We start from the raw sequence: 13,768 nt of genomic DNA on the forward strand, positions 1-13,768 counted from the left end.
TGTTGGCAATCAGACTTCACCCACTACCGCCTCAGCACCCCTTATGGGCAACCTGGCGCAGACACCGAGATCATCACCTGGCTCGATGACCACTCCCGCTACGCACTACACCTCTCCGCCCACGCCCGCATCACTGCCGTGATCGTGCTGCGGAGCTTCACCCAGACCGCTCATCGGCACGGTTATCCGGCGTCAACGCTGACCGATAACGGAATGGTTTACACCGTGCGCCTCGCCGGCGGCAAGAACAGTGGCGGCCGCACGAGCCTAGAAACCGAACTCTTCCGCCTCGGGATCACGCAAAAGAATGGTTCACCCCATCACCCGCAAACTCAGGGCAAAGTTGAACGCTTCCAACAAACACTCAAGAAATGGCTTCGAGCGCAACCGTGCCAACCCACCACGATCACCGAGTTGCAACTGCTGCTGGACGAGTTCGCAGACGAATACAACCAGCGTCGCCCACACCGCTCGCTAGAGCACCGAGCAACACCATTCACGGCCTACACAACCAGCATCAAAGCCACACCCAGCAGCACCCCACGCGATGATTCCCACAACCGAGTCCGCCACGACCGCATCGACAAATCTGGCACCGTCAGCCTTCGCGTTGCCGGCCACCTGCGTCACATCGGGATCGGCCGAACCCACGCCGGAACCCACGTCACACTGCTCATCCAAGAACTCGACGTCACCGTCATCAACGCCGCCACCGGAGAGATCCTGCGGGAGCTCACAATCGACCTCAACCGCGACTACCAACCCGCCGGCACAAAAAAATAGTCCGAACCCACAAACCGTGGGTTCGAACTATTCCGATGTCTTGCGACATCACATTGTCGGGGTAGCGGGATTTGAACCCACGACCTCTTCGTCCCGAACGAAGCGCGCTACCAAGCTGCGCCACACCCCGATCATCGACCACTTGCGTGATCAACAGATCAAGAATAGCCGATATCTCCGGCAGTCAGAGTCACCACGACTGCTTCTGGTCTGCACGCAAAGCGAACGGGTGCATAAATGGAGGTTCCGAGGCCCGCGCTGACGTTCAAGAACGCCGCACGACGCAAGTGATGCCAGATGCTGAGCCCACTCGCCTGTTCGCGAGGAATGTCGCAATTGGTGACGAGCGCGGGCATTCCTGGAATCCGAACCTGCCCTCCATGGGTGTGTCCGGCAAAGATCGCGTCAGCACCGTTCGTGACGAGGGCATCGAGCACGCGACGGTACGGGGCGTGCGTTACGCCGAGGGCTACAGTTTCGGGGCCGTGACGGTCATCTGCCCAGCCGACGTTTTCGCGCATCTCTTCGACATTGGCGGGCAGGCGATCGAGCCGCTCCCAGCCGCGGTGCGCATCAGCAGTGCCGAATAGTTCAAGGCGTGAGCCGCGTAGTTCGATGGCGCGAGCGTGGTTGTTGAGCGAGAGCCAGCCGAGTCGATCCTCGAAATAAGCAGTGAGAGCTTCCGTGTCAAGGTGTTCGACAGGGCGATGGCTCGAGGTGGGCGCGGTGAAGTAGGTGAAGTAGGTGAATGGATTCTTGAACTGAGGGCCGTAGTAGTCATTCGATCCATGAACGAATACTCCCGGGGTGCCCTCAAACGGCTCGAAGGCGCGTTTGATGCCGAGGATGCCGTCAGTGTGCCCCAGGTTGTCACCAGTGTTGATGACGAGGTCAGGTTCGTAGGCGGTGAGCCCGCGAACCCAATCTTGTTTGCCGGTCTGCCACGGTGCCATGTGCAGATCGGAAATATGCAGCACAGTTATGTCGCGCGCACCCGGATCGAGGATCGGCAGCGTTTCGTGGCGGACTGTGTAGCGATTGCGCTCAACGAGGGAACCCCACGCGAATGCGGCCACCCCTGCCGCAGCTACCGCACCGAATGCGGTAGCTGCGGGGGAGAGACGACGGGTCATGAACAGGGAGCGATCTGCGCCACGACGAGGGTAATTGTGGTGCTCGTCTTGGCAGAGGTTCCCGGTGCGGGGCTGGACGATATGACCATGTCAATTCGTGGGTCGCCCGGCGGCACCATTTCGCAGCCCGGACTCACATTCGAGAATCCAGCTCCATTTAATATGCCCTCAGCTGTGCCGTAGTCATATTCCTCACCGCTTCCGACGGCGTCAGGGACTTTTGCCTTGTTGCCCTTGCTTGTGTAAACCGTGACCGTTGCACCAGCAGCGGACTGTGTTCCCGCCCTTGGGTCAGTTCGCACGACCTGGCCTGCAGGCAGTTCGGAGTCAACTCCTCCGCCATCCCTGAAATTGAATCCGAGGCTCACGAGCACCGACTTTGCCTGTTCCAAGGTCTGCAGTCGCACGTCGGGCACCTCTGTTCCAGAGCCGGTGAGCAGCGCGGGATCTGGATCGGCGAACTCGGTGCCAGGGTACTTGAGGTTGAGAGCGATATCGGTTGCTCTGGTGATGTAGTGGCGCAGGCGATAACCCTGAATGCCTGCGTACGAGACGCGACTCATGTCTTGATAGCCGATGCTGTTACCGACCCATGTGGCGGTACCGTAACGGGTAGTCGCGGTTGCCATCCAGGTCTGCTTAGCACCGTCAGTGGTTCCGGTCTTACCGAAGATCGGGATGCCATCGTTGGGGTCAGCATATGCAGCGTTACCGCGGTTGAGGACCTCTTTCATCACGTAGGCGGCGGTCGCTGCGACTTCAGGCGAAATTGCTTGACGACAGTTCTTTTCCTGACCGCCCAGATCGTTGTTCCGAGCGTCGATTGCTTTGTCGATGATGATTGGCTCACACCAGAGTCCGCCGGCGCCGATTGCTGCATAGGCAGAGGCGAGACTGAGCGGTGTAACCGTGTTGGTTCCGATGACCGACGACGGGAAGCTCTCGAGTTCTTTGCCGTCCGCGCGTTCGACGCCCAAGCTTGCAGCGACATTCCGGATGTTGCAGAGATCGAGCTGGATTGCCATGGAGAAGAAGATGCCGTTGATCGACTCTGCGGTGCCTTCAGCGACACTGTAAATCCCGCGCTCACCCGCGTTGTTCTTGAAGGACACAGTGCCTCCGTACGGGCCGTTGCAACTGTCTAGGAACTCCGAGCCGGGAATATCGCGAGCAGTACCAATAAGTCGCTCGTTAATTCCCTTGCCCTGATTGAGCCATTCGATCAGCGTGAAGGCCTTGTAGGCCGATCCGGGCTGGAAGCCAGTAGAACCACCGTATTCGAAGCTCGTGTTGTAGTTCACCGCGGAGGTGTCGGCGCCACCGCCGTCGGCGGTGTCATTGAATATCTTGTTCTCTGCCATCACAAGCACGCGGCCCGTGCCACCTTCCACCGTTGAGGTCGCGCTGCCGAGGGCGTAGGAGGTCTCACCGGGCGGTGCGTACGTCCACGTCGCCTGTTGTGACGCAATTTGCGCGTCGAGATCGAGGGTTGTGTAGATCTTGTAGCCGCCTTGTTTCCAGTTTGCGTTGCGCTCTTCTGGGGTGTCGCCGAGGAACTCGAAGTCGCCAACACTCTTGACGACGTAGTCGCAGAACCACTTGGCGTACTTGTACGCGGCGGTGCAGCCGTTCTTGGGAGATGAAGGCACAACAGATTCTTCATCGACTTGTATCGCTACAGCTTCGTCGTACTCGGCCTGAGTGATCGAGCCGACGTCGAGCATCGCGTACAAGATCACGTCGCGACGCTCTTGGTTTGCTGCGAAGTACTCAGGGTCCGAAAGGTTGCGAATGCTCGGCTCTTGCACGATCGCAATCAGGCTTGCTGATTGTTCGAGCGTGAGGTCCTTCGCGTTGACACTGTAATAGCGCTGCGAGGCGGCCTGAATGCCGTAGGTCGCGTTGCCGAAGTTGGCGATGTTGAGATAAGCGGTAAGGATCTCTTTCTTCGTGTACCGCTTCTCAAGACCGATCGCGAGTTTCATTTCTTTGAGCTTGCGGTCGAAAGTCTCCCGAGTGGCGTCTTCGTATGCCGCTTTGCGTGCGTCTTCAGTCGACAGCGTCTCGGCCTGGGAAATGTAGGTGTTCTTCACCAGCTGCATCGTGAGGGTGGATGCACCACTCTCGATTCCCGAGCTAACGACGTTGCCGACAGCAGCACGCAAGAGCGATGGGAGGTCGACACCACCGTGGTCAAAGAAACGGCGGTCTTCACCGTCGACTGTGGCATCTATCGCGTACTGAGAAATCTGGTCGTAACTGACCACTTGACGGTTCTGGTCGTAGATTGTCGCGATCGGGTAGTAGCCATCAACGTTGCCCCTGCCGGTGTAGGCGGCATAGAGCGTGTTGCGTTCTGGCTGCTGGTCGATCTCGAAGTACTCGGGTAAGCCATCGAAGATGCCGATGGTGCTGGAAGCAGTGATGCCGGTAACGGCGAGCGCGGGGGCGACCATGGCAGTAATGAGCACGCCAGAGAGCGCACTTAAGCCAATGAGCCCGGCGAGAGCCGAGACTATGCCACGACGCGGAGTTTTTTGGGCAGACATATGATCAAGAGTAAGGGATCATTGATAACGCCATGCTGAACGGGAGCCGCAAATATGCCCACTTGGGAGTACCTGACTACACCGCTAATGGTGCACAATTCCACCGCAATCCTCAATAACTGGGGTTCTGAGGGTTGGGAACTTGTGCAGGTTGGCACCGGCCCTGAGGGTGGCCCGGTCGCTTATTTCAAACGCATCAAGGAAGAGAACAAGTAATGTCACAGCTTGATGAGCGTCTCGCAGAGCTCAATCTCACGGTTCCGGAGTCGTCTAAACCTCTCGCCTCGTACCTGCCGGCGATGGTCACAGGAAACCTTGTGTACACCTCTGGCCAGTTGCCTTTGGTCGGTGGCAAGCTTCCCGCCACCGGCAAGGTTGGTGCCGAAGTGGATGCTGAAGCAGCCCACGAATACGCCAAGACTTGTGTTCTCAACGGCCTTGCTGCCGCTAAGGGCGTCATCGGTTCGTTGGACCGCATCACGCGAGTGGTGAAGGTTGTCGGCTTCGTGGCCTCCGACCCCAGCTTCACGGGGCAGCCCGGCGTCATCAATGGCGCCTCTGAGCTGTTGGGCGAGATCTTTGGTGAGACGGGCAAGCACGCTCGCAGCGCCGTTGGTGTTGCTGTTTTGCCCCTCGATGCTCCGGTTGAGATCGAGTTCGTTTTCGAGTTCGCGTGATCGAAGTGTGGTACCCCGGCCAGGCCGGGGAGAACGCGCCGCTGCGCCAGTGTGAGCTCGGCCAGTGGGATCCGACGCATGCGGGCGTAACGCTCAGTGCGCGTCGGCTCGTGCAAGACAGCCGCGAAGTTGGCGATGGCGATATCTTTGTTGCCATCGGCACGACGGCATCCCCGGCGCTGCCCTACATTGAGCCAGCGCTGAAGCAGGGCGCCGTTGCGGTGCTCGTGGATGCGGCGGCAGCCGAAGGCGTGAACCTCGGCGAGCGTGTGTTCGCGATTGCGAATCTGCGAGACGTGATTGGGGCGATGGCGGATGCGTTTGTTGGGCATCCATCTCGCTCGATGTCGATGATCGGTATCACGGGCACCAACGGCAAAACGTCTACCGCGCACTTGCTGACGCAGGCGTGGCAGCGGCTCGGTATGACGTCCGCGACGATCGGCACGCTCGGTGCCGGTATCACGGGTGAACACCGCATCAACATGGGAATGACGACCCCGCAGGTCACCGCCGTGCACCAATTCTTGGATGACTTTCACCGTGCAGGCGTCGACAACGTGGCTATGGAGGTCAGCTCTCACGCGCTCGAGCAGCGTCGCGTCGATGGCGTCGAGTTCGACATTGTGGCGTTCACGAATTTCACTCGCGATCACCTCGACTATCACGGGTCGATGGAGGAGTACGCAGCTCAGAAGGCGAAAATCTTCACTCTTCCGGGAGTGAAAACCGCCATCCTCAACTTGGATGACGCGGCTGCCGAAAACCACTTCCACCACACTCTGCCCGAGGGCATGCGTGGCATCGGCATGACCTCGAGCGGCCACGCTGAAGCAAGCGTGCGAGCTGACAACGTGCAACTTACGACCGAGGGTCTCGAGTTCGACCTCGTGATTGAGGGCGAAAGCCACCACGTCGCGAGCGGGCTCATCGGTCGCTTCAATGTCGACAACTTGCTCACCTGTGCGACGGTTCTCTGGGCTCAGGGCATCGAGCCGCGAGCGATCGCCGAGGTATTGGCTCCTCTCGAGCCGGTACTGGGGCGAATGACCCGCATCCGCGAGAACAACCAGTTGCCGCTGGTTGTTGTGGATGCTGGACACACCCCCGATGCGGTGCGTCACGCTGTGACGGCTCTGCGTGAGTCTGGCCACACCCGCGTTGTGACCGTCTTTGGGGCAACAGGCGACCGTGACCCGGGCAAGCGCCCCGAGATGGCGCGCATTGTTGAAGAGGGTTCTGACCTGATCGTGGTCACCGACGACGACGTGCACAACGAAGATGGCGACCAGATTGTGGCGCACATTCGCGCCGGCTTCGAGCATCCTGAACGTGTTGTTGAGATTCGCGATCGTGCGAGTGCCATTGCTTATGCGATCGATGCAGCGAATCCGGATGATGTGGTGCTGTTGCAGGGCAAAGGTCACGAACCGTACCAAATCGTCGGCAATGAGCGTGTGCCGTTCAGCGACATCGACACCGCTATTCGCTTGCTCAAGGAGCGCGCGAAGTAGCGTTCAACTAGGCGGTAGCCGCACGCGAGAGCGAGGGCAGGCTGTTCTTAACGGTGAAGGCCGGGCCGCGATCGCGACCCGGCCTTTGCCGTATCCGGCTCGAGACTATTTGAGCTTGTCGGAGATGATCTGCATCACAGTCGTGTCGGCGAGGGTGGTGGTGTCACCGATTTCGCGCCCCTCCGCGACGTCCTGAAGCAGGCGGCGCATGATCTTGCCCGAACGCGTTTTGGGCAGTTCGGAGACGATGAAGATTTCGCGCGGGCGGGCGATCGCTCCGATCTCTTTCGCAACGTGCAGGCGAAGAAGCGCACTTGCTTCTGCGGCGGTCTGAGCGTGCTCCTGGTTGGACTTGAGGATCACGAATGCGACAACGGCTTGACCGGTGGCTTCATCGGCGGCACCAACAACTGCTGCTTCGGCAACGATGTGGTTAGACACGAGGGCTGACTCGATTTCGGTGGTCGAGAGGCGGTGACCGGAAATGTTCATCACATCATCCACTCGGCCAAGCAACCAGATGTCGCCGTCTTCATCGACGTGGGCGCCGTCGCCCGCAAAGTACTTGGGGGCGTCGAGGTTGGGGAACTTCGACCAGTAGGTTTCCTTGAAGCGCTCGGGGTCGCCCCAGATGCCGCGCAGCATCGCCGGCCATGGTTCGGAGACAACAAGGAGCCCACCGTTCGGCGGATCAACGCGGGTGCCATCTTCGCCAAGGATGTCGATCTTGATTCCCGGAATCGGAACCTGCGCCGAGCCTGGCTTCAGAGTCGTCAGCCCCGGTAACGCCGAGACCATGATGGCGCCGGTCTCGGTCTGCCACCACGTGTCAACGATGGGAGTGTTTCCCGCACCAATGACGTCGCGATACCAAATCCACGCCTCAGGGTTGATGGGCTCGCCCACCGAACCGAGCACCCGAATCGAGCTCAGGTCGTACTGCTCCGGAATCTGACGCCCGGCTTTCATGAACGAACGGATGGCGGTGGGCGCCGTGTAGAAAATGCTCACCCCAAACTTCTGGATGATCTCCCACCAGCGGCCCTGGTTTGGGGTGTCAGGGGTTCCCTCGTAAAGCACCTGAGTGGCGCCGTTGGCGAGAGGACCATACGTGACGTAGGTGTGGCCGGTGATCCAGCCGACATCGGCCGTGCACCAGTAGACATCAGTTTCGGGCTTCAGGTCGAACACGTTCTTATGGGTGAAGGCTGCCTGCGTGAGGTAACCGCCACTGGTGTGCAGGATGCCCTTCGGCTTGCCCGTCGTGCCCGAAGTATAGAGCACAAAGAGTGGGTTCTCGGCCGGGAACCCCTGTGCCTCGTGCTCAGGCTCCGCTGCCTCGATCTGATCGTGCCACCACAGGTCGCGACCCTCGGTCCATTCCACATCGTTGTCGCCGCGCTTGACGACCAACACATTGGTGACGCTTGATTCCCCGTTGGCTAGTGCGGCATCCACTGCGGCTTTGAGGGGGAAGACTTTGCCTTTTCTCCAGCCGCCATCAGCCGTGACAACTAGTTTGGCGCTCGCGTCGTCGATGCGGCTGCGAAGGCTTTCGGCGCTGAAGCCACCGAAGACTACGGAGTGGGCGGCACCGAGGCGCACCGTGGCGAGCATCGCGATGACAGCTTCGGGAACGAGAGGCATGTAGATAGCGACAACATCGCCCTGGCCGACGCCAAGGGCTGCCATTGCATTGGCGGCGCGCTTCACTTCGGCGGTGAGTTCGGCGTAAGTGATGCTGCGGCTATCGCCGGGTTCACCCTCCCAATGGATGGCGGTGCGGTCACCGTTGCCGGCAAGAACGTGGCGGTCGAGGCAGTTGTAGGCCACATTGAGTTCGCCGTCGGCGAACCACTTGGCAAACGGCGGGGTAGACCAATCTAGGGTCTCGGTAAATGGCTTGTGCCAGTGCACATACTCGCGAGCTTTGTCGGCCCAGAATTCAATACGGTCTTCTTTAGCTGAGGTGTAGAGGTCGCGACTAGCCTCAGACGCCGCAGAAAAGGCATCTGATGGGGCAAAACGACGTGATTCGTGCAGAAGACTGTCGATGGAATTACTGGTCATTTGATCCTCTTCGATCGTGTGATTGCGGTTCTCGATCTCGTGCTTTCTGAAAGTATTCCACCGATTCTAGAACCTCCTATGCGGTCACATACCGTTGCGTTACACTGAAAGTCGTCGAATGCAAGTTCGGCACGCGGCAATTTTGATTCCCCCCAATCGATTGCCGTGGTGGCGGCGCCTGTTCCCCCCAATAGGCGTCGCCCCTCTTTCGTTAATGCGGCCGTTTTGGCGCGCATTGGCGCACTTCTCCTCCACAAGCTCGGTTGCGTCAGTTCGAACTGGCGGCGCCGGCTGAACTGAAGCGACAGTGCCGGATGCCGTGAAGCGCCTTAACGACGTATGGGGGCGCTCGAGAGCACCCCCATACGTTCTCAGCGATCGTTCTAGACGATTGCTGCTTTCAGTTCTGCTGCTGCCGCTGCGGGGTCAGATGCTCCGTGGATGGAACCTCCGGCGACCGCGACTGTTGCTCCGGAACGCTGTACCGCGGCGATGGTGCTGGCGTTGATGCCGCCAGCAACGGAGAACGGTACTCGAGCTACTTCGCCATCGCTGAGGAGGGTCTGGAAGGTGAATCCGGGTTCTGCCTGCTCGTCGAGCCCTGCGTGCATTTCGACAAAAACTGCTCCAAGTGCGGTGACCTCTTTGGCGCGAGTGACTTTGTCTGCAACGCCGATAAGGTCGACCACGATGCCCTTCTTGTGAGCCTTAGCTGCTTTTACCGCACCGATGATGGTGCTGTCTCCGGCGGCCCCCAATATGGAGACGTAGTCGGCTCCGGTGGAGAAAGCGATATCTGCCTCGAGCTCACCGGCATCCATTGTCTTCAGGTCAGCGAACACGAGCTTGTCGGGGTGTGCGTCTTTGATTGCGCGCACAGCGCTGAGGCCCTCGTGCTTGATGAGCGGTGTGCCCAGTTCGAGGATGTCGACGTACGGGGCAACCTGTCCGGCAAGCGTGAGGGCTGCATCGATGGTCAGGACGTCCATTGCTACTTGAAGCTTCATTTGATTCTCTTTCATTGTGTTGGTTCGAGCGAAACTGTGGAACGGATGGCTAATCGCGTGTCATTCGAGGTTTGCGTGACGCGGCCAAAGTTCCTCGGCGCTTGCTCCGGAGTTCTTCCACATCGTGTGGAACATTGCGTCGCCGAGCAGGAGCAGCGCCTGTTCGAACAAGCTTCCGGAGTACTGCCGGGATCGAGTCGCACCGTGATCCTGTTTTTGCGCGGCAGGAATAACGATCGCGACGTCGGCGAGCGAAGCAAGGGGGGACGAAGCCGCCGTGGTTACGGCGATGATCTGTGCGTTGGCGTTGGCTGCGGTCGTTGCCGAGCGAATGACGCCTGCGGTGGTTCCCGAGCCGCTGGCCGCCACCAACAGATCACCCGCCCGAATCGCGGGCGTTGTCACGTCTCCGACAATGTGGACGTGGAGTCCCAAGTGCATGAGGCGCATCGCGAGCATCCGCAGGGCAAGACCGGAACGGCCTGAGCCGAGCACGAAAACTCTTTTGGCGGTGGTGAGCATGGCGATCGCCGCAGGGACGGTCTCCGCGCTATCCCGAATAATTGCTTCACTGATCGCGATGTTCTCAGCGAGAACCAAATCGATTGCGGCGGGGACTGCAGAAGTGATGTCGTTGCTGGCCATTACTTCACTGTGCCACCCGTTTGGGCGGGATGATGCCCGCCGTTTGGCCGGTATTTACTACCCGAATGGGTAGGTGGTGTCTAAAATGGGGGCGTGACCGATCTCCATAGCGCCAGCGCTCTCGAACTTGTCGACTCCGTGCATTCTGTGGTGTCGAGTTCATTGCTTCAGATAGCGGGCGCATTCTCCAGCGTTCTCAAACCCGTGGTTGCGCACAGTTCATTGCTGATTTTTACGGAGGACTGCACGGGACGACCGCAGAAAAAAGCCGGCGAGGCATCAATCACTGATCATGTGAGCATTGCGGAGCTTGATGTCGTGCGGGAGACCGTGTCAGCTCTGGGGCATCCGGTGTGGGGACTCCGCGCGGTAGTCGCACGGAGTGAACGCCCGACCGCGGTGTGGATTGCCCCGACCGGTTCCTTGCTCGTTCTCACCAATCCCGTCCTGGTAAACGGCTCACAGACTGAGGAGGATGCTCTCGCAACGGTCGCCTCACTGTGGCGTTTGGTCGCGGTAAGCATTCAACAGCAGGTTGCAGTGGCTAGCCCTGACTATTTACGTGACTCGCGGATGGCATCGCAGGATCGAGCACAGGTCATTGCTGACCTCACCGATGCGCATTCGACGACCCTCGAACAAATACTTGCGACGTTGCGCTCTCGTGACGCGGCGGATGCGACCGCTAGGCAGGAGGCTACCGATCTGGCTGCGAGTGCCATGGTCAGGCTGCGGGCAGTCTCGGATCGGGATCGGAGTTTGGCGGAGGAGCCAGTGGTGCGCGCCTTCGAACGGCTCAAAGCGGACCTGCGCCCACTGGTGCGGTTCGGCGATTTCGACGTTCAATTCGTCGATCCGCCAGCCACTGGTCGCGCCCTGCCGGGCGAGGTTGCGCACGCGGGCCGGGCAATTGTGCGGGGAGCGGTGCTCGCTCTGATGGATCAACCGGGAGTCGCTCGGCTGCGGGTGGAGTGGAATTGCGACGGTGAGAATTTGCTGATCGGAATACGCGATGACGGTCCTGGTGAGCTCGCTCTCGATGACCCCCCGGTGCGACAACTCATGGAGCGGGCGGTTGCTCTTCGCGGTCGGCTGAGTGTGAACGGCACCTCAGGCTGGGGGTCCGAAATTTCCGTCGTTCTACCGCTGAGCGCCGAAGGTCTCGACCGTTCGCCCAGTGCGCAATGGCAAGTAACCGAACGGGAATCTGACGTGCTCGAATTGCTCGCATCCGGCGCTCGCAATAAAACGATCGCCCAATCGTTGTCGATCAGCGAGAACACCGTGAAGTTTCATGTGGCGAACCTGCTCCGTAAGGCTGGGGTGTCGAACCGGGCCGAGCTCGTTTCGGCATACCGCTGAGGCGGGATAGTGGCCTTCGGGACGCTGCTTTACCTTTCCTCCACAGTCGTGGTCCCGGGGAGGGAGGCACGGTTCGTGCGGAACCACTGAAGCGGCTTTGCCGCGTGCTTAGCGTTGCGGCGTGACTGAGACTTCGAATGCCCCCGAAACCGTTCCATTTGTTGCTCGCCGACGGCTCTCGGCGGAGACCACTCTTGCCGTGGGCGTGCCCGCCGGTGGTTTGCCTGGAGCGGCTGGTTCCGGTGCTGCTGCTGGCGTCGGTTCTAGGCCCGACTCTGGCTCTGGCTCTGGCTCAGGTGCGGTTGCGGGCTCGACTGCCGGTGTGGGGCTTCGGGATGCCTCAGCACAGGTCGTGCACGAATTCGGGCCCCTCGCACCCTATGTCGGCCGGCCCAACATCACCGATGTGTTCGTGAACGGTGCCAAGCAGGTATGGATTGATCGTGGTGGCGGGCTCGAAGCTGTCGGCGATGTGGGGATGACCGAAGCAGATCTGCGCACTCTCGCCGTGCGACTCATCAACGTGGGCGGTCGTCATATTGATGAAGCGACCCCGTGCGTTGATGTGCGTTTGGCTGGCGGTGTGCGGGTTCATGCGGTGTTGCCGCCGATTTCGCCCACCGGCACATTGCTGTCAATTCGGGTTCCCAGTCGCCAACCGTTTGGACTCGCCGAGCTCGACTTTGCGGGCTTCTTCAGCGAGGTGCCGCTGGTGCGAGTGAAAGCCCTCATCGACGAGCGGGAAAACGTGCTCATCTCGGGCGCATCGGGAGCAGGAAAGACCACGTTTCTTGGCGCTCTGTTGGGGGCGGCATCCGATTCAGAGCGGATTGTGGCGATTGAGGATGTCGCTGAGCTGCGAGTCGAGCACCCCCACTTCGTGTCGCTAGAAGCTCGGCAAGCGAACCTCGAGGGTGCCGGCGGCTACGGGCTGCCTGCTCTCGTGCGGGAGGCGTTGCGCATGCGGCCTGACCGGCTGGTGGTTGGCGAGTGTCGCGGTGCAGAAATCCGCGAATTGTTGAGTGCTTTGAACACCGGCCACGATGGTGGCGCGGGCACCTTGCACGCAAACTCGTTGAAGGATGTGCCGAGCCGTTTGGAGGCTTTGGGTGCGCTCGCCGGTTTGGATGCTTCCGCGATTGCCCGGCAGGCGGTCAGTGCAATTGGGGCCGTGCTGCATATCGACCGGGTCGACGGCAGGCGCAGGCTCACTCACGTGGGGCGGCTCGTGCTCGACGAGCATGACCGGCTGGCGATCGCCGACCTCGAATGAAACGCGCGTTCTCCCAATTGCCCGAGGTCGCGAGCGTCACCCAGCGGTTGGCCGTGCTGCTGAACGCTGGGCTTACGCCGTCATCGGCCTGGCGCCATGTGGCGCGTGGGCGCCCTGCAGAGAGCGTAGCGGTGGCGGTAGCGGTCGGGGGCGACGAACCCGGAGGAGCGCCGGAACGGATCGCGCGGGCATCCGAAAGTTTGCCGTCGCTTGATCGACAGGCGTGGAACTCGTTGGCTGCGGCCTGGCTCGTTGCGGGGCAGGTGGGGGCGCCGCTTGCCGGTGCACTCCGCACGCATGCGAGGGCGTTGCGGATGCTCGTGCATATCCAGCGCGAAGTGGCCACCGCCCTAGCCGCCCCGGTCGCGACGGCGCGCATGGTTTTGGCGCTGCCGGCGGTCGGACTCGTGTTCGGGGCGCTTCTGGGTTTCGACACCCTGGGAGTGCTCGTGACGACACCGATCGGATGGGGCTGCCTTGTGGTTGGCGGCGGGCTGATCGTTGTGGCCGTTCGGTGGAATGCGCGGCTCGTGCGCACAGCCACGCCCACGCGCGCAGCGCCCGGTTTGGAGTGCGAGCTCATGGCCATTGCGGTGTCTGGCGGTGGGTCTCTCATTCAGGCGCGGGCTGTGGTTACTGGCGCGCTCGACCGCTTCGAGTTGCCCGGTGACGGTGATCACCTTGACGAGGTGTTGCAGCTCTCGCACGAAGCGGGGGTGCCGGCCGCAGAGTTGTTACGTGCCGAAGCTGACGAA

Annotated in this window: 11 protein-coding genes, 1 tRNA gene and 1 pseudogene; 7 read left to right on the plus strand and 6 right to left on the minus strand. The window is 60.6% G+C overall.

The genetic code is table 11. The features are described from left to right. Nucleotides 1-783 (plus strand): integrase core domain-containing protein (locus ABD112_RS00735; protein ID WP_343922284.1); only part of this gene is annotated, 783 nt, incomplete at its 5' end. A 56-nt stretch (nucleotides 784-839) separates the two neighbouring features. On the opposite strand, the gene ABD112_RS00740 is transcribed toward ABD112_RS00735, so the two are convergent. The 3 genes from ABD112_RS00740 to ABD112_RS00750 form a co-directional block, all read right to left on the minus strand. Next, nucleotides 840-913, minus strand: a tRNA-Pro gene (locus tag ABD112_RS00740). Between the two features lie 28 nt (nucleotides 914-941). Continuing rightward, nucleotides 942-1,916, minus strand: a complete 975-nt coding sequence (locus tag ABD112_RS00745; RefSeq protein ID WP_343922286.1) for a metallophosphoesterase — start codon at nucleotides 1,914-1,916, stop codon at nucleotides 942-944. Then, the gene (locus ABD112_RS00750; protein ID WP_343922288.1) at nucleotides 1,913-4,465 is read right to left on the minus strand and encodes a transglycosylase domain-containing protein; all 2,553 of its coding nucleotides are present in this window, start codon (nucleotides 4,463-4,465) and stop codon (nucleotides 1,913-1,915) included. The genes ABD112_RS00745 and ABD112_RS00750 overlap by 4 nt, the downstream gene beginning before the upstream one ends. A 54-nt stretch (nucleotides 4,466-4,519) precedes the next feature. Here ABD112_RS00750 and sp36 point away from each other — a divergent pair. The 3 genes and pseudogenes from sp36 to ABD112_RS00765 form a co-directional block, all read left to right on the plus strand. Beyond that, nucleotides 4,520-4,660 (plus strand): annotated as a pseudogene (gene sp36, locus ABD112_RS00755) (Sp36 family protein); the annotation flags it as partial. A 20-nt stretch (nucleotides 4,661-4,680) separates the two neighbouring features. Next, the gene (locus tag ABD112_RS00760) at nucleotides 4,681-5,142 is read left to right on the plus strand and encodes a RidA family protein (RefSeq protein ID WP_343922292.1); all 462 of its coding nucleotides are present in this window, start codon (nucleotides 4,681-4,683) and stop codon (nucleotides 5,140-5,142) included. Beyond that, nucleotides 5,139-6,656 (plus strand): UDP-N-acetylmuramoyl-L-alanyl-D-glutamate--2,6-diaminopimelate ligase, encoded by a 1,518-nt coding sequence (locus tag ABD112_RS00765; RefSeq protein ID WP_343922294.1) that lies wholly within the window; start codon nucleotides 5,139-5,141, stop codon nucleotides 6,654-6,656. The genes ABD112_RS00760 and ABD112_RS00765 overlap by 4 nt, the downstream gene beginning before the upstream one ends. A gap of 105 nt (nucleotides 6,657-6,761) precedes the next feature. Here the strand turns inward: ABD112_RS00765 and acs are convergent, their stop codons facing one another. The 3 genes from acs to hxlB all read right to left on the minus strand — a co-directional run bounded on the left by acs (nucleotide 6,762) and on the right by hxlB (nucleotide 10,378). Beyond that, on the minus strand, nucleotides 6,762-8,726 hold the full coding sequence (gene acs / locus ABD112_RS00770) for an acetate--CoA ligase (protein ID WP_343922296.1): 1,965 nt from the start codon (nucleotides 8,724-8,726) through the stop codon (nucleotides 6,762-6,764). 383 nt (nucleotides 8,727-9,109) lie between these two features. Further along, the gene (gene hxlA / locus ABD112_RS00775; protein ID WP_343922298.1) at nucleotides 9,110-9,733 is read right to left on the minus strand and encodes a 3-hexulose-6-phosphate synthase; all 624 of its coding nucleotides are present in this window, start codon (nucleotides 9,731-9,733) and stop codon (nucleotides 9,110-9,112) included. 60 nt (nucleotides 9,734-9,793) lie between these two features. Continuing rightward, nucleotides 9,794-10,378, minus strand: coding sequence for a 6-phospho-3-hexuloisomerase (gene hxlB / locus ABD112_RS00780; RefSeq protein WP_343922300.1), 585 nt, complete (start codon nucleotides 10,376-10,378; stop codon nucleotides 9,794-9,796). 93 nt (nucleotides 10,379-10,471) lie between these two features. Between hxlB and ABD112_RS00785 the strand changes: the two genes are divergently transcribed. The 3 genes from ABD112_RS00785 to ABD112_RS00795 form a co-directional block, all read left to right on the plus strand. After that, nucleotides 10,472-11,740 (plus strand): helix-turn-helix transcriptional regulator, encoded by a 1,269-nt coding sequence (locus ABD112_RS00785; protein WP_343922301.1) that lies wholly within the window; start codon nucleotides 10,472-10,474, stop codon nucleotides 11,738-11,740. Nucleotides 11,741-11,861: 121 nt separating this feature from the next. Further along, the gene (locus ABD112_RS00790) at nucleotides 11,862-13,013 is read left to right on the plus strand and encodes a TadA family conjugal transfer-associated ATPase (protein WP_343922302.1); all 1,152 of its coding nucleotides are present in this window, start codon (nucleotides 11,862-11,864) and stop codon (nucleotides 13,011-13,013) included. Beyond that, nucleotides 13,010-13,768 (plus strand): type II secretion system F family protein (locus ABD112_RS00795; RefSeq protein WP_343922304.1); only part of this gene is annotated, 759 nt, incomplete at its 3' end. The genes ABD112_RS00790 and ABD112_RS00795, both read left to right, overlap by 4 nt.

The organism is Rhodoglobus aureus (assembly GCF_039527955.1).
GTDB classification, from domain to species: Bacteria; Actinomycetota; Actinomycetes; order Actinomycetales; family Microbacteriaceae; genus Rhodoglobus; species Rhodoglobus aureus.

Coding starts and splice junctions, on each gene's coding strand:
- ABD112_RS00750 (WP_343922288.1), bottom strand. CDS start 4,465: ATGTCTGCCCAAAAAACTCCGCGTCGTGGCATAGTCTCGGCTCTCGCC.
- acs (WP_343922296.1), bottom strand. CDS start 8,726: ATGACCAGTAATTCCATCGACAGTCTTCTGCACGAATCACGTCGTTTT.
- ABD112_RS00745 (WP_343922286.1), bottom strand. CDS start 1,916: ATGACCCGTCGTCTCTCCCCCGCAGCTACCGCATTCGGTGCGGTAGCT.
- hxlA (WP_343922298.1), bottom strand. CDS start 9,733: ATGAAGCTTCAAGTAGCAATGGACGTCCTGACCATCGATGCAGCCCTC.
- ABD112_RS00760 (WP_343922292.1), top strand. CDS start 4,681: ATGTCACAGCTTGATGAGCGTCTCGCAGAGCTCAATCTCACGGTTCCG.
- hxlB (WP_343922300.1), bottom strand. CDS start 10,378: ATGGCCAGCAACGACATCACTTCTGCAGTCCCCGCCGCAATCGATTTG.